This is a genomic window from Flexivirga sp., from assembly GCF_035551235.1.
Classification (GTDB): domain Bacteria; phylum Actinomycetota; class Actinomycetes; order Actinomycetales; family Dermatophilaceae; genus Flexivirga.
In genome coordinates this window covers 260966-275494 of sequence record NZ_DASZNO010000019.1, presented here as the reverse complement: position 1 = coordinate 275494, position 14529 = coordinate 260966, and the positions used below count along the sequence as shown (strand labels likewise).

At 67.3% G+C, this 14529-nt stretch carries 14 protein-coding genes; 1 reads left to right on the top strand and 13 read right to left on the bottom strand.

All coding sequences use genetic code 11. From position 1 onward, the window contains the following. Positions 1 to 6: 6 nt before the first annotated feature. Complete coding sequence (locus tag VG502_RS04350) at positions 7 to 1050, bottom strand: sugar ABC transporter substrate-binding protein (protein ID WP_325548803.1); 1044 nt, start codon at positions 1048 to 1050, stop codon at positions 7 to 9. A 60-nt stretch (positions 1051 to 1110) separates the two neighbouring features. Beyond that, the gene (locus VG502_RS04345; RefSeq protein WP_325548802.1) at positions 1111 to 2151 is read right to left on the bottom strand and encodes a LacI family DNA-binding transcriptional regulator; all 1041 of its coding nucleotides are present in this window, start codon (positions 2149 to 2151) and stop codon (positions 1111 to 1113) included. Positions 2152 to 2302: 151 nt separating this feature from the next. On the opposite strand from VG502_RS04345, the gene VG502_RS04340 reads away from it, so the two are divergent. Continuing rightward, the gene (locus VG502_RS04340) at positions 2303 to 3181 is read left to right on the top strand and encodes an oxidoreductase (RefSeq protein WP_325548801.1); all 879 of its coding nucleotides are present in this window, start codon (positions 2303 to 2305) and stop codon (positions 3179 to 3181) included. Positions 3182 to 3202: 21 nt separating this feature from the next. Here VG502_RS04340 and VG502_RS04335 read toward each other — a convergent pair whose 3' ends face one another. The 11 genes from VG502_RS04335 to VG502_RS04285 all read right to left on the bottom strand — a co-directional run bounded on the left by VG502_RS04335 (position 3203) and on the right by VG502_RS04285 (position 14432). Beyond that, positions 3203 to 3982 (bottom strand): DUF1295 domain-containing protein, encoded by a 780-nt coding sequence (locus tag VG502_RS04335; protein ID WP_325548800.1) that lies wholly within the window; start codon positions 3980 to 3982, stop codon positions 3203 to 3205. Next, complete coding sequence (locus tag VG502_RS04330) at positions 3975 to 5297, bottom strand: cyclopropane-fatty-acyl-phospholipid synthase family protein (protein ID WP_325548799.1); 1323 nt, start codon at positions 5295 to 5297, stop codon at positions 3975 to 3977. Before VG502_RS04330 ends, VG502_RS04335 begins: the two co-directional genes overlap by 8 nt. Further along, complete coding sequence (locus VG502_RS04325; RefSeq protein ID WP_325548798.1) at positions 5294 to 6613, bottom strand: cyclopropane-fatty-acyl-phospholipid synthase family protein; 1320 nt, start codon at positions 6611 to 6613, stop codon at positions 5294 to 5296. The genes VG502_RS04330 and VG502_RS04325 overlap by 4 nt, the downstream gene beginning before the upstream one ends. Then, positions 6610 to 7335 (bottom strand): DUF1365 domain-containing protein, encoded by a 726-nt coding sequence (locus VG502_RS04320; RefSeq protein ID WP_325548797.1) that lies wholly within the window; start codon positions 7333 to 7335, stop codon positions 6610 to 6612. Before VG502_RS04320 ends, VG502_RS04325 begins: the two co-directional genes overlap by 4 nt. Then, positions 7332 to 8594, bottom strand: coding sequence for an NAD(P)/FAD-dependent oxidoreductase (locus VG502_RS04315; protein WP_325548796.1), 1263 nt, complete (start codon positions 8592 to 8594; stop codon positions 7332 to 7334). Before VG502_RS04315 ends, VG502_RS04320 begins: the two co-directional genes overlap by 4 nt. A gap of 73 nt (positions 8595 to 8667) precedes the next feature. Beyond that, positions 8668 to 9378 carry an anti-sigma factor gene (locus tag VG502_RS04310; protein ID WP_325548795.1) on the bottom strand — a complete coding sequence of 237 codons (711 nt, stop codon included), beginning with the start codon at positions 9376 to 9378 and terminating at the stop codon, positions 8668 to 8670. Then, on the bottom strand, positions 9375 to 9980 hold the full coding sequence (gene sigK, locus VG502_RS04305) for an ECF RNA polymerase sigma factor SigK (RefSeq protein ID WP_325548794.1): 606 nt from the start codon (positions 9978 to 9980) through the stop codon (positions 9375 to 9377). Before sigK ends, VG502_RS04310 begins: the two co-directional genes overlap by 4 nt. A gap of 23 nt (positions 9981 to 10003) precedes the next feature. Next, positions 10004 to 10672: a fasciclin domain-containing protein gene (locus VG502_RS04300; RefSeq protein WP_325548793.1), complete on the bottom strand. Its 669-nt coding sequence runs from the start codon at positions 10670 to 10672 to the stop codon at positions 10004 to 10006. A gap of 102 nt (positions 10673 to 10774) precedes the next feature. Next, complete coding sequence (locus VG502_RS04295; protein ID WP_325548792.1) at positions 10775 to 12337, bottom strand: molybdopterin-dependent oxidoreductase; 1563 nt, start codon at positions 12335 to 12337, stop codon at positions 10775 to 10777. Between the two features lie 74 nt (positions 12338 to 12411). Further along, positions 12412 to 12900, bottom strand: a complete 489-nt coding sequence (locus tag VG502_RS04290; RefSeq protein ID WP_325548791.1) for a glutathione peroxidase — start codon at positions 12898 to 12900, stop codon at positions 12412 to 12414. Next, positions 12897 to 14432 carry an MFS transporter gene (locus tag VG502_RS04285; RefSeq protein WP_325548790.1) on the bottom strand — a complete coding sequence of 512 codons (1536 nt, stop codon included), beginning with the start codon at positions 14430 to 14432 and terminating at the stop codon, positions 12897 to 12899. The genes VG502_RS04290 and VG502_RS04285 overlap by 4 nt, the downstream gene beginning before the upstream one ends. Positions 14433 to 14529 lie beyond the last annotated feature (97 nt).

Sequence of the window (14529 nt, the reverse complement as noted above, 5' to 3'; positions counted from 1 at the left end):
GCGCACTCACTTGCTCGACTTCGGCGTCCCGAACGGGTCGTCGAAGGGCCCGAACGGCTTGGGGAAGCTGCTGGTCGCCTTGGCGACGTTCGAGGAATCGATGTACGCGATCGGCGCGACGACGCGGCTCGGGATCTTCTTGCCCTGGACCTTGGCGATGCACGCCTGGACCGCCATCTGGCCCTCGGCATACGGGTATTGGGTGATCGTGCCGGTGTTCTTGCCGGTCTTGACGGACTTCAGCATCGCCTTGATGCCGTCGACCGAGATGATCTTGACCTTGCCCTCCTTGCCGGCGTTCTTGACCGCCTGAGCGGCACCGAGACCCATGGTGTCGTTGGCCGCGAAGATGCCGGTGATCGACGGATGGGCCTGCAACATGGCCGTGGCGACGGTCAGGCCCTTGTTCTGGTCGTAGTCGGCCGGCTGGGACGAGACGACCTTGAGCTTGCCCTTCGTGACCTTCTTGAAGCCGGTCTCCCGGTTGATGCCGTTCTTCTCGCCGGCAATGCCCTGCAGGATGCCGACGTCGCTCTTGCCGCCGAGCGCCTTCAGCAACTGCTTGCCGGCCTGCTCCCCGGCCGACAGATTGTCCGAGCCGATGAACGACGCATACGAAACTCCGGCCTTCTTGGAGGCTGCGGGGTCGATCTGGGTGTCGAGGTTGAGGATCGGGATCTTCTTGCGGGCGACGGGTACCAACGGCGTGATGACATTGGTCGCGTTGACCGGGACCACTCCGAAGCAGTTGTAGTCCTGTCCTGCCAATGTCTGGATCTCGGCGTTCTCACCCTGCGAATCCGTTTCGTTGGAGCCCGCTTTCACGGTCACCTTGACGCCCTGTGCCTTGCCCTCGGCGATCGCACCATCGCGCAGGGCCGCCCAGTACGGGTTCGAGAAGTCGCGGGTCACGATGGCGATCTTCGCCGCGGCGCCGGAGTTAGACGATTTACCGCCGTCGGAGCCGCCTCGGCCGCACGCTGCGACGCTCGTCAGGGTCAGCCCGCCGATGGCGACGGCGACGACGGTGGACTTCAGTTGTGTTCGCATTTCGACTCTCTCCGTGGTTGTTTCGGTTATGTATGCCGTGCTCGGTGCGCGCCCGACGCGCTATTCGGTGGGGACGCCGCAGGACGACCGCCGGATGAATCTGGATTCGGGATGGGCCGCGGGCAGGCCCGCCGTCGACGCGCCACGCAGGATTGCGAGGATCGTCGCGACAGCCGATTTCGCGAGTTCTTCGATCGGCTGGGCGATCGTGGTCAGCGGTGGGTCGAACAGGTCGAACCACGGTGCGTCGTCGAAGCAGATGAGCGACATGTCGTGCGGCACCCGCAGGCCGCGCGCTCGCAGCGCCTTGAGAGCACCCACCCCCATCGGCCCGTCGGCCGCGATGATCGCGGTCTGTCGTCGCCGTTCGAGGAGCCTGTTGGTTGCTCGGTAGCCGCTGTCCAGCCGGAAGTCACCCTCCTCCACGACGATGTCGCGGCTGCGCACCCCGGCGTCGACCAGCGCGTCCCGGATCTGCTTGCGGCGTGCCCGACCGAGTGGCGTGTCCAACGGGGGTGCGACGACACCGATCCGCCGGTGCCCGAGAGTCGTGAGCAACTCGGCGGCCTCCGCGAGTGCTCGCCTGGAGTCGCTGCTCACGGAAGGTAGTGCACGCAAGCTGTCGGCCGCGGATCCCTTGCCGGACACGGTGATCGGACGGTCGAGCAGGACGACCTTGGCGCCGGACGCCGCCACGGCGCGCAGCCCGGGAGTGGTGGACGACGTCGGCACGAGCAGCACTCCGTCGACCTGGCTGCCGGCCAGCATGTTGAGCAGGTAGTCGTCCTGGCGGGCGGCGTCCTCGTCGGAATTGCAGAGGATGACCGAGTACCCCTCGCGCGCGGCCTGGCGTTCAACGGCGCCGGCGAGTTCCCCGAAGAAGGGGTTGGCGACATCGCTCACGATGAGGCCGAGGCTGCGCGTGGATTCGGTGCGTAACGCGCGTGCGGCCGAATTGGGCCGGTAGCCGAGTTCGTTGGCGACGGCGATGACGCGCTGCGCCGTCGCTGCGGAGATGCGCGGGTTGCCGGCCAGCGCCAGCGAGACCGTCGCATCGCTGACGCCCGCCGCTGCGGCGACGTCGCGCAGTCGGACCACCATCTGGACTCCTGCTTAAATCGATTAACTGAACTATGGCAGAGCGTGGCGTGGATCACAACAGTGTTCTGCGAGCCAGTGGAGCCCGTCGTGTGGCAGGGATGCGCACGGTCCTTGCCGTCCTCTCGGCCGGCCGATGTGCTGAAGTGGGGGTATGACGAACCAGACCTTCTCCCTTGCCGGGCACGACGTGCATCGCGTCGGCTTCGGTGCGATGCAGCTCCCCGGACCGGGTGTGATGGGTCCGCCCCGCGACCACGACGAGGCCATCGCAGTGCTGCGCCGCGCGGTCGAGTTGGGTGTGAATCACATTGATACTGCTGCGTTCTACGGCCCCAACGTCTCGAACGAGCTGATCCGTGAAGCCCTGCACCCCTATACCGACGACCTCGTGCTGGTGTCGAAGGTCGGCGCCCACCGCGATGACGCCGGTGGTTGGCTGCCGGCGCAGCGACCGGAGCAGCTGAAGGAGGACGTGCGGACCAACCTGGACCAGCTCGGTGTGGACCGGCTGCCGGTGGTCAACCTCCGGGTGATGCCCAAGGACGAGATCGGTGAGGAGAACCACCACCCGTTCGAGGAGCAGCTCGGCGCCATGCAGGAACTCGTCTCGGACGGCCTGCTCGAAGCCTTCGGCGTGAGCAATGTGTCGCAGGCACAGGCCCGGACAGCGATCGACGCCGGTGCCGTGTGCGTGCAGAACGCCTACAACCTCCTGCAGCGCGACGACGAGGCGACGCTGCGGTTGTGTGCCGAGCGTGGTGTTGCCTACGTGCCGTTCTTCCCACTCGGCTCGGCATTCCCAGGGATGCCGAAGGTGACCGACGACGCGCGAGTCCATTCGCTGGCCGAACAACTCGGAGCCACCCCGTCACAGATCGGCCTCGCCTGGCTGCTGCGCCAGTCGGATGCCGTCCTGCTCATTCCGGGGACCTCATCGGTCGCACACCTGGAGGAGAACATCGCCGCCGGCCGGGTCGTCATGTCCGACACCGAAAGCGCCGAGCTGGAAGGCCCGCTCGCCTCGGAGTGAGACACCGGTGATCCACCCGGGTTATCGCGTGCGTGGTGGCCAGGGGACGAACATGCTTGTCCTTGACCGGTATTCGTCAACTCCTGGTCTGCCGTCCATTGCTCGCTCCGTCAGCCGTGCACCGCTGCCCCAGACCAGCAGACCGGTCATGAGCACCGGTGAAGCGAAGGTCAGTGGTCCGGGCCAGGTCGAACACGCGATCACGTAGACACCGATCCAGACGCACGCGTCGCCGAAATAGTTCGGGTGTCGCGACCAACCCCACAGACCGCGATCCATGATCCGCGGACGCGGGTCGAGTTGCTTGTACTGCTCGAGCTGGCGGTCGGCCACGGCCTCGAACACCAGCCCGCCAGCTGTGACGACAGCGCCGAGAATCGTGAGGGGCCAGGTGATTCCGTGGGGATCCGCGCTCACGGCCGCCACTTGGAGCGGCAGTGACACGATCCACTGGGTCACAGCCTGTATGCCGAAGACACGCAGCATCATCGTCGCGGTGGACCGGCCGTCGGCCATCCGCACATACCGTGGGTCGTCCTCGTCGTGGGCGCGCAGTCTGCGCCATACGTGGAAGCCGAGCCGGGCGCCCCAGGCGCAGACGAGCACGGCCAGCACGAACCCGCGGGCGATGCCGCCGTGGCCGGTCAGCAGACCGAGCAGGGCAACGGCAGCAAGGCCCGGGCCCCACACCACGTCCGCAACCGCCCACCGGCTCGCGCGCCGGGACCATCGCGCGGCAGCGCATTGGATGAACGCCAACAGCACGGCACTCGCGAGTGCCATCCGGGCGAAGTCACCCACGTGGGTCGCTCCACGTCGTCGGACGAACCGGGGGTAGCGCGCTCGGCCCCCTCCGGCGTCGGACCGCGACGATCTGATCGACGCCCATCCGGCCCTCCTCGAAGGCGAGCAGGCCACCGGCCAGATAGAGCTCCCAGACCCGCAACGTTTCCGGCGGCACGAGTCGCTCGATCTCGTGGCGGTGCTGGTCGAACCGTCGTTGCCAGGCACGCACTGTCCATACATAGTGCTCCCGGAGGGCGTGGACATCGCGCACCTCCAGGTCGGCCTGCTCCAGCAACCCGATCGTCTCGCCGACGGGGCGCATCGTCATGTCGGGAGCGATGAACGCCTCGATGAACGGGCCACCGCCGGGGTGGCGACCGCGACGACTCATCTGCTGGACGAGAATGCGCGCGTCATCCGTGGCTGCGTCATGCAGTACGCGGGCGTAGTCGGGATATCCCTTGTCGCCGGCGTGCTCGCCCATCTCCAACGAGGCGACCGCGTCATACCGGCCGGTCACGTCGCGATAGTCCCGCAGCTCGATGGTGACCCGGTCCCGCAGTCCGCGAGCGTGAATTCGCTTGTCGATGAACGCTTTCTGTTCGGTCGAGATGGTGACGCCGGTGACCGTCGCCCCGTAGTGCTCGGCCGCATGGAGGCTGAGCGAACCCCAGCCGCAACCGACGTCGAGCAGCCGCATCCCGGACCGCTGGTCCAGCCCGACCTTCCGGCACACCAGGTCGAGCTTGTCGCGCTGGGCGTCCTCGAGCGAGTAGTCGGCGGTCTCCGTTCCGGCGAGGTCTCCGCTCGTGACATACGCGCACGAGTAGGCCATCCGGTCGTCGAGGATCAGTTCGTAGAAGTCACTGTCGACGTCGTAGTGGCCGTGTATGACGTCGCGGTCGCGCGAACGGGAGTGCAGCTTGCCGGCGACCTTGATCTGCGCCGCCGGGTCCGTCGGTCGACGACCGAGGATGCCGCCGACGGTGAGGACTCCGCGCAGTGCCGCGGCGACATCGCGCACACGCGGCCCTCTGTCGGCCAGGCCGCGGTCCGTACCGACCCTACGAACGTGCTGCAGGACCTCCGCGAGCGGTGCGGAGAGCTCGAGATCACCTGCGACATACGCTTGCGCGGCACCGAGTTCGCCCGGATGCCAAAGCAATCGGCGCAGCGCGTCCGGACCGTTCAACCGCACCTGCGGGGCGTCGGGGTCACCCGCGACGCTGCCGTCCCACGCGCTCAGCTGCACCGGTAGTGGACCCCTGAGTACCGGACGCAGGGCGTCTTGGATGGACTCGGCGACGCTCGTCACGCGCACTGGTTTCATGCGGTCTCTCCGTCTCGCACAAGAGTGATCTGGTGCACATCGAGGTAGCCGGCGCGGAAGCCGCCCTCGGAGTACCGCAGGTAGAAGTCCCACATCCGACGGAACGTCTCATCGAAGCCGAGATCGTCCACATGCGAGGCCTGTTCGGCGAAGCGATCAGCCCAGGTGTCGAGCGTGCGAACGTAGGACTCCCCGAGGGCGAGGTCGCCCGTGACACGAAGTCCTGCCTTTGCGGCCGACTCCGTGATGAGTCGCACCGACGGGAGAGCGCCGCCCGGGAAGATGTACTTGTGGATCCAGGTGTACGTGTGTTGAGTAGTCAGCGCACGGTGGTGGGGGATCACGATGGCCTGGATGGCAGCGCGTCCACCGGGACGCAGAGCGTCCGCGATCTTCGCGAAGTAGGTGTCCAGGAAGTCGAGACCGACGGCCTCGATCATCTCGACCGACACGACCGCGTCATACCTGCCCTCGACGTCCCGGTAATCGCGCAGGTCGACGTGCGCAGTGGAGGAGGCGCCCTCTGTGGCGAGCATCGCGTTGGCCCACTCCTGCTGCTGTTCGGAGAGCGTGATGCTGCGCACCGTGGCTCCGCGCCGGGCCGCGCGAAGAGCGGATCCGCCCCAACCAGAACCGATCTCGAGCAGCGCGGTGCCGCTCGTCACACCGGCCTCGTCGAGCAGACGGTCCATTTTGCGGCGTTGTGCGGTGACCAGGTCGTCACCCGGGCCGAACAGGGCACTCGAGTAGGACATGGTCTCGTCGAGGAAGGAGGCGAAGAGTTCGTTGGAGAGGTCGTAGTGCCGTTCAACGTTGCTGCGCGAGTGTGCGCGGTCGGGCCGATCGGCGGACGGTTGCCGTTGCAGCACGAGGCCTCGGAGCGCGTGCAGCGGTCGCGGCACCAGGATCTCGACACCGCGCGCGAACTGCTCGATCAACAGGGCAAGTTCGTCACTGTCCCACTCGCCGGCGAGGTAGGACTCCCCGAAGCCGATCATTCCCGCGGTGCCGATGCGGCGCATCATCGCCGTCGGATCGTGGATCGTCATCGTCGGTGCGCAGGCTCGTCGGTCACCACCGAGCACGCGCCCGTCGGGGAGCAGCACCCGGATCTGCAGGCGGGAGACGGCATACCGGAAGACGCGGGCGGCGATCGCGCCGGAGGCGACGGCGAGGCGGCCGCGCGGGGTCCGCGCGACGTCCGGCCAGCGTGTCGGGTCGATCGATGGCGACGAGCCGTCGCGCCGCGCCGTCCGGGAATGCAGCGGACGCATCCGAGGCGTGGCGGCTCGGGGCGCTGTGCGGTAGAAGGTCATCTCAGCTCCTCGGGCTGTTCGGGTCGGGGTTGTATCGGCAGTCGGCGGGCCCACAGTCGGATGCCCTGCAGGCGGATCCGGACCGTGACGACCTGTGCTGCGAACGGCGTGTGCAGCGCGAGCCGAAGCCGCTCGCCGGCGGATTGCGGTCGTGCACCGCTCCAGGTGGCCACGAACGGCCGCTCGCCGGGTCGGTGCAGGATGACCCGGACGTCGAAACCCGACTCATCCGGAGGGGGAACCGACATGGTGTAGCTGCCGCTGACATCGTTGAAGGGCGAGACGTAGAGCCGCTTTTCGGCCCGTGCGACCGCACGCTCGTCCGGCTGAACGAGGTAGGCGTGTCGCTCGCCATACGTGTTGCGGACCTCGGCGATGACAGCGGCCGGTTCTCCAGTGGGCTCGGTGCACCAGTAGAGGGTGAGCGGGTCGAACGCGTAGCCGGCGGTCGCCGCTCCGCTCAACGCGACGATGCGCCAGGACGATGCGTCGAGGCCGTACGTGCCGACGAACCCGACGATGTTGTCGCGCCAGCTGCCGGAGTCGCCGAGATGGTCCGAGGCGCGAAATCGGACGAATGCCCGCTGCCACCAGTGCAGCTCGTGATTGGGGTCGGTGCCGTCGAGCGGAACGACCCACGTACTGGTGCGGTAGGTGAAGTCGTGCCGCAGCGGAGTCGTCCGAACGTGTCGGACGGTCGCGAGGTATGCCGTGGGCCTCACCAGTGGCCTCCGAGAGCCTCCGCAGCACGCCGGCCCGAGAGCGCACCGTCCTCATGGAATCCCCATCCGTGGTAGGCGCCCGCGAACGCGATGCGGCTCTCATTGATCTCCGGAAGGCGCGCTTGGGCACGCAGGAACGTCGCTGTGTAGAGCGGGTGTTCGTAGGTCATGTCCGCCACGACCGAGTCCGGGGCGACCCGGTCGGCACCGCCGAGGGTGACGATGAAACGCCGGCCGTCGGTCATCGGCAGGCGCATCAAGCGCGTCATGTCGTAGGAGACCAGGACGCCTTCGTGTGGGTCGATCGGCAGGCGGTAGTTCCACGATGCGCGTGCTCGACGGAATGGCGGTAGCAACGACGAATCTGTATGCAGTTGAGCCGGATTGGGCGAGTAGTGCAGCGCTGCGAGCACGTCCGCCTGGGCGGACGTAGGCGACTTCAGCATGTCGAGCGCTGCACGCGGATGGGCCGCGATCACGACCCCCGCGAAGTCGTGCTCGTCGTGGTCGGTCCGCACGGTCACGGCATTCTTTCGGGCGACGACGGCGCGAACCGGTGTCTCGCAACGCAGTTCGATCCGCGGGTTCGCGAGAAGCCTGTCGACATACGTGCGGGATCCGCCGACCACGGTGCGCCACGACGGTGACCCGGAGACCGACAACATGCCGTGGTGGTCCAGGAAGGTGAGCAGGCTGCGTGCCGGGTACGACATGGCATCCGTCGGCGAGCAGGACCAGACGGCAGCGACGAGGGGCCTGGCGAAATGCTCCAGGAACGCCGCCGAGAAGCCGCGGTCCGTCAACCAGTCACCGATGGTGGTCAGCGTGGCGACATCCGCCCCGTCGAGGAAATCCCTTGCCATGGAGTGGAATCGGCGTACTTCCCAAATCATGCGCACGAACGCGGGTCGTGCCACGGTGCGCGGGTCCGCGAGTATTCCGCCGATGCCCTTGCCGCCGGCATACTGCCAACGAGTCCGTTCGGAGTAGACCGACATACTCATGTCGGTCGGCCTGGTCGGGATGTCGAGCTCGTCGAACAACCGGCACAGGGTGGGGTAGGTGCGGTCGTTGTGGACGATGAAGCCGCTGTCCACTCGCGTCGTGCTGCCGTCGTGCAGCGCGACCTCGTGGGTGTGCGCATGCCCGCCGGGCCTGTTGTCGGCCTCGAAGAGCGTCACCGTGCCGGAGCCGGCCAGCACGTGTGCGGCCATCAGCCCAGCGACGCCACTGCCGATGACGGCGAAGTGTTCGACCACCGCGTTCCCTTTCGACGGGATTGTCCTTGCGGTGGTGGTTCGTCGTCGTGCGACGAACGGATGGGTCGGCCGGTCAGGTCAACGAGACGGACACGATCGGCTTCGTCGTCGGCTGGCGGGAGCCGCCGGCGGGCTCGACCGTGACGGCCGCTGCCTGCGCGCCGGTGATGGTCCCCTTGAGCACCGTGGGCTTGCCCGGCTGGAGGAGCCCGGCGCTGACCGGACCGTTGGGCGTGAGGAACCACGCCTGGTAGACCTTGCCGCTCGCCGCTGCCGGCACATCGCGGAGGGTCGCGACGGCCTTGCCCTGTTTCGCGGACATGACCATGACCAGTGATCCCTGGCGGGCGGGTGCCGTGGCGTGCTGGGCGTCCGGGGCGCGTTCGACCCGCTCGACGGCTGAGACCGTTGTCGGGCTGTTGCTCCATGGGTGGGTGGCCACCGTGACGCCGCCACCGACCACGACCACCGCAGCAGCTGCCGCGAGCAGCCAGCGGCCGGTCCGACGTCGGCTCGGTGCGGACGACTTCGCCTGGCCGCCGGATGCGGGGGCGATGTCGTCCTGCGGCACGCGCTTGGCGCCGGACAGCACCGCGTCACGGAGCGTGGGTGGTGGGCTGACCGGCTCGACGGATGCGCCGAATCCCGCTGTGGCCTCTCGCCATTCGGCGACCTCTGCGCGGCACTGTGCGCAGTGCGCAAGGTGCTGGTCGGCGCGGCGGCGGCTCATCTCGTCGAGCGCGTCCATCGCGTAGTCGATCGTGTCGATGTGATCGTCGGTCATGATTCACCTCCCAGTGTCGCTCGTAGTCTGAGTAATCCGTCGCGGATGCGCGACTTGGCGGTCCCGAGGGGGATGCCCAGCCGCTGCGCGACCTCAGCCTGTGACATGCCCTGGAAGTACGCGAGCTCGACCGCCTCGCGCTGCACCGGAGACAATTGTGCGATCGCGGCACGGACCTCGCCCGCTTGCAGTGATCCATCGACGAACTCGGCCGTTGAATCGTATTCGGGTTCGTTCTGCGTGACGACGTATGCCGTGTCGCGGTGACGTGCCGCCTCGCTCGATCGGACCCGATCGACCGCCTTGCGGTGCGCGATCGTGAACAACCACGACAACGCGGAACCGCGGGTCGGGTCGAACCGCGGGCTGGTCCGCCAGATCTCGAGGAAGACCTCCTGGGTGACCTCTTCGCTCATCGCGCGATCGACCAGGATGCGCACGACGAGACCATGGACCCGGGCGGCCGTTGCGTCATACAACTGCGCGAAGGCCACATCGTCGCCCTGGCCGACCTGCAGCAGCAGGTCGGCCAGCGCAGGAACATTGCGGACGGCCACGTCGCCCATTCTTACCTGCAGGTCCTCCGCGACGAGTATCGACATGGCTCAAGTCCGCACGATCGGTCCTACTTGCCCATCAACACGGTGTCGACGATGTACACCGTGGCATTGGACGTCTGCACGTTGCCGCACACGACCTTGGAGTTGCCGTCGACGGTGAACTTGTCACCGGAGCCGGACACCTTGATGGTGGTGCCGGCGAGCGACTTGTGGTCGCCGGACAGCTGCTTCGGTGTCAGCCGGCCCTTGACGACGTGACCGGTGAGCAGCGTGGACAGCTTCGCCTTGTCGGCGAGGACCGCGTTCAGCTGCGCCTTGGGCAGTTTGGCGAACGCCGAGTTGGCCGGTGCGAAGACCGTCAGGGCCGGTGCACTGTTGAGGGTGTCGACCAGGCCCGCCTTCTTGACCGCAGTGACGAGCGTCGACAGGGCCGGGTTGTTCGACGCTGCAGTCGCCACCGGGTCCTGCGCCATACCGCTGAATGAGCCCTTGCCGCTCTTGGGAACCGTCGAGCACGCGGGGCCGAACGGCTTCGACGCGTTGGCGGCGCCGCCGCCCATGCTCGAGTCTCCTCCGCTCGACTTCATGGCCGATGAGCTCGCCATCGAACTCGCCATCGAGCTGCCGGCGGCGCTGCTGCCACCGGCGCCGCTCGAACCGGACGAGCCACATGCGCTGAGGGAAGCGGCCAGTACGGCGGCGGTGCCCAGCGAGAGGGTGAGACGGGACTTCATGGGAATTCAACTCCTACGAGTGGTGTGTGTGCCTGAGAACACTGGTGATTCGGAGTCGATGGTCGGTTGGATGGGTCGCTGCGCAAGAACCTCCGTGAAGCTTCAGTGGACGACGAAACTTCTCTCCTCGATGCCGCTGGAGCCGTTCGGGAATACCCCTGCACGCTTGGCGGTCTGCACCTGGCCGTCGCCGTAGACGACCCGGGCGCGGACACTGTGGGTGCCCTTCTGCGAGGTGTTCCATGCGAAGTACCACTGGCGCCAGTAGTCGACATTGACGTCCGGACCCATCGTCGCTTCATGCCACGCGCCAGCGTCGATGCTGACCTGCACTCGTGCCACGCCGCGACGCTGGGCCCAGGCCGTGCCGCCGACCATGACGCGCCCCGCCTTCACGGAGGCGAACGACTGGGGGACGTCGATGCGTGCGGTGGGCTTGATCTCACCGCTGGTCGTCCAGCCGCGTTCGGTCCAATACGCCTTCTTGTCCGCGTAGGTCGTCACCGTCAGCCGCGTGACCCATTTGGTGCAGCCGAGCATCCCGTAGAGGCCCGGTGTCACGAGCCGCGCCGGAAAGCCGTGTGTGCGGGGGAGCGGTGCGCCATTCATGGCCACCGCGAGCATGGCGTCGCGATCATCGGTCAGCGCGCCGAGCGGGGTGCTGATGGTGAAACCGTTGAACGAGGTGCTGAGGACCTGCAGATCGGGTCGGTCCGGGTTCTTGATCCGGGCTTCTTTCAGCAGGTCGCGTGTCAGCACGCCGCGCCAGGTTGCGCCTCCGGCATACCCGCCACCGACCGGGTTGCTCACGCAGGTGATGGTGATGTTTCGCTCGACGAGGGGCCGTCTCAGGAGTTCCGAATAGCTTATTTCATAGGGGTTTTCGACATCTCCATCGATCTGGAGTGACCAGTGCTCAGGGTCCAGGGTCGGCACGGACAGCTCCGTGTCGACGCGGTAGAACTTCGTGTTGGGCGTGCGCAGTGGAGTCACGCCGGGGACCGTGCTGTCCAGGCCGCGGGGTAACGACGGAGCGCGTTCGGCGGGTGCAGGAATGTGCACGTTGACGCCCGATCGGGAGTCGGCGAGTCCCTTGGCGCCGAGAAATCCGACAACAGCCGCCGTGGTGCCGACTCCCGTCGCGACGACGAACGCGCGTCGACTGGCGCCGATGGTGTTCGTGCCGGACGTGCGCGGCGTTGGGCCGATCAGCCTGCGCAGGGTCGGATGCTGGTCCAACCAGAGCAGCACCAGCAGGACCATCAGGGATACGAGCCCGGCGACGATGGTCGGCAGGAGGTCCGAGAGCTGGGTGAACGGCCGGTCCAACACGGCGTAGCCCGCAACCACCAACATCGCGACCTGTATGGCGGCACCGCCGACAACCCTTCTGCGTGCAACCACCCCGGAAACCAGCGCGCCGATCAGTACGGCGGCAACGACCGAGGACAGCAACACGAGCTTGTCGTGGGTGCCGAACTGGCGAATCACCCAGTCCTTCAACGAAGTCGGCGTGCGGTCGATGACCGCGGAGCCTACGGCCAGGACCGGTGAGGTGGCCGGGTCACGAGCTGCGGCAACCAACTGGCCGGCGGCGAGTCCGACAGCGACCGAGATCAATCCGGACAGCGCGGCCCGGACTCGTGCGAAGAGCGCATCCGTCATGCAGGTGGTTCGGCGCGCTCAGTGACCCGGATGGGTCGGGGCGCCTCACGGACCGGGAGTGGACACGCCTGGGGTCACCCGAGCGCGGACTTGATCGCTTCGAGCACGCGCGGGTCGTCCGGGGTGACCTGCGGGCTGAATCGCTGGACCACCGCACCGTCGGCGTCGATCACGAACTTCTCGAAGTTCCACTGGATGTCGCCGTTGCGACCGTCCTCGTCGGCGGCCTGGATCAGCTCCTGGTAGATGGGGTGCCGGCCCTCGCCGTTCACTTCGACCTTCTCGGTCAACGGGAACGTCACGCCGTACGTCGCGCTGCAGAACTCCTGGATCTCCTCGGCCGATCCGGGCTCCTGGCCCGCGAACTGGTTGCACGGGAAGCCGATCACGGTGAATTGCTGTGATTCGTAATCCTTCTGGAGTTGTTCCAGCGCGGTGTACTGCGGGGTGAGCCCGCACTTGCTGGCGACGTTCACCAGCAGTGCGGGACGCTTCCCGGTGAGGTCGGCAAGGGTGCCGGCGGTGCCGTCGAGGCGGGCGATGGTCGCGTCGAGAATCGTCATACAGGAAGCGTATGCCGGGTCGGCGACACGTCGTCCGCGACCTCCTGAGCGGAGGGACGTGCAGCAGGCCGGATGAGCGCTCCCGCAACCAGACCTCCGACTACTCCGAGCACCCCGGCGACCAGAGCGGTCAGCTGGAGGCCGTCGACGGAGGTCAGGTGGATGAGGTGCTCCGTCGTTGCCCGGGCGTCGATCGGGGCCTGCGCCAGCACGGCGTGCGCCTGTCCGCCGGCGATCTCGTTGGAGGCATCGGATGCGCGCGGGAATGAGTGCGCGGTCAGCGACGACTGGATGCGGGCTGCGAAAAGCGTTCCCAGTGCGGCGATCCCGAGAGCGAAGCCCAACTGGCGTGCGGTGTTCACCGCACCTGCCGCCATACCGCCGCGCTCGAGGGGTACGACGGACATTGCGGTCGAGCTCAGGGTCGGCGCGGCGAGCCCGGTTCCGACGCCGGTCACGGTCAGGCCCGCGATCAATGCGGTCCAGGTGACATCCGCACCGCTCAGCTGTGCAGCGACCACCAGACCGCCGAGACCGGTCAGTCCGATGCCGAGACCGATGGCCAGCCAACTGCGGTCGCCGTGCAACAGTCGGCCAACCGTGGCACTGGTCACGAAGGCGGCAACTGCCAACGGCAGCGTCACGAGTCCGGCCTCCACCGGCGACATGTCCCGTACCGACTGCAGCCAGATCGAGGCGTACGTCAGATACGCGAAAGCCGCTGCAGAAAGGACGAATCCGGCGATCAAACATCCCGCGAAAACCCGGTTGCGCAGCAGGGCCAGGTCGAACATTGGGTGCTCGACCCGCGACTCGCATGCCAGGAACGCGACGAGCATGACCAGCGAGCCGGCGAAGGACGCCAGGACGACGCCGTCACCCCAGCCGGCTTCGTTGGACCGGATCAGGCCGTAGGTGAGGGCTGCCGCGAACACGGTGAAGGTGACCATGCCGACCGGGTCCAGCGGGGCGCGATGGCGGCTGCCGGTGCCGAGGACGAGGAAGCAGAGTGCGATGGCGGCGATGGCGAAGGGCAGGTTGACGAAGAAGATCCACCGCCAGGACAGGTGCTCGGTGAGCAGTCCGCCGGCGATCGGACCGATCGCGGCGGCAGCGCCCGACACGGCGCCCCACACGCCGTATGCCGTGCCGCGATCGCGGCCGGTGTAGCTGCTGTTGAGCAGTGCGAAGGTCGTCGCGAACATGGCAGCGCCGCCCAGGCCCTGCACGCCGCGCGCGACGATCAGCACGGTGGCGTCGTTCGCGAATCCTGATGCGGCTGAGGCGATTGCGAACAGGGATAGACCCGCGACATACATCGATCGATGGCCGACCCGGTCGGCGAAGGAGCCGATGCCGAGCAGGAACGCGGCGAGCACGAGGGCGTAGATGTCGACGACCCACTGCAACGAGCTGAAGCTCGTGTGCAGGTTGACAGCCATGTCGGGGAGGGCGACGTTGACGATGGTCACGTCGACCAGCAGCATCAGTGTGCCGATGCAGATCGTGGTGAGCGGTAGCCATTTGCGCATGAGGTATCGGTCCTGTCGGTTGGGCATGGTGCGTTCTGGGGAGATGACGGGCGAGCGGCCCGGAGATCGACACGAGCCGTCGAGGACCAGACTCCGG

Coding starts and splice junctions, on each gene's coding strand:
- VG502_RS04345 (WP_325548802.1), bottom strand. CDS start 2,151: ATGGTGGTCCGACTGCGCGACGTCGCCGCAGCGGCGGGCGTCAGCGAT.
- VG502_RS04285 (WP_325548790.1), bottom strand. CDS start 14,432: ATGCGCAAATGGCTACCGCTCACCACGATCTGCATCGGCACACTGATG.
- VG502_RS04330 (WP_325548799.1), bottom strand. CDS start 5,297: ATGAAACCAGTGCGCGTGACGAGCGTCGCCGAGTCCATCCAAGACGCC.
- VG502_RS04340 (WP_325548801.1), top strand. CDS start 2,303: ATGACGAACCAGACCTTCTCCCTTGCCGGGCACGACGTGCATCGCGTC.
- VG502_RS04350 (WP_325548803.1), bottom strand. CDS start 1,050: ATGCGAACACAACTGAAGTCCACCGTCGTCGCCGTCGCCATCGGCGGG.
- VG502_RS04310 (WP_325548795.1), bottom strand. CDS start 9,378: ATGACCGACGATCACATCGACACGATCGACTACGCGATGGACGCGCTC.
- VG502_RS04290 (WP_325548791.1), bottom strand. CDS start 12,900: ATGACGATTCTCGACGCGACCATCGCCCGCCTCGACGGCACCGCCGGC.
- VG502_RS04300 (WP_325548793.1), bottom strand. CDS start 10,672: ATGAAGTCCCGTCTCACCCTCTCGCTGGGCACCGCCGCCGTACTGGCC.
- sigK (WP_325548794.1), bottom strand. CDS start 9,980: ATGTCGATACTCGTCGCGGAGGACCTGCAGGTAAGAATGGGCGACGTG.
- VG502_RS04295 (WP_325548792.1), bottom strand. CDS start 12,337: ATGACGGATGCGCTCTTCGCACGAGTCCGGGCCGCGCTGTCCGGATTG.
- VG502_RS04325 (WP_325548798.1), bottom strand. CDS start 6,613: ATGACCTTCTACCGCACAGCGCCCCGAGCCGCCACGCCTCGGATGCGT.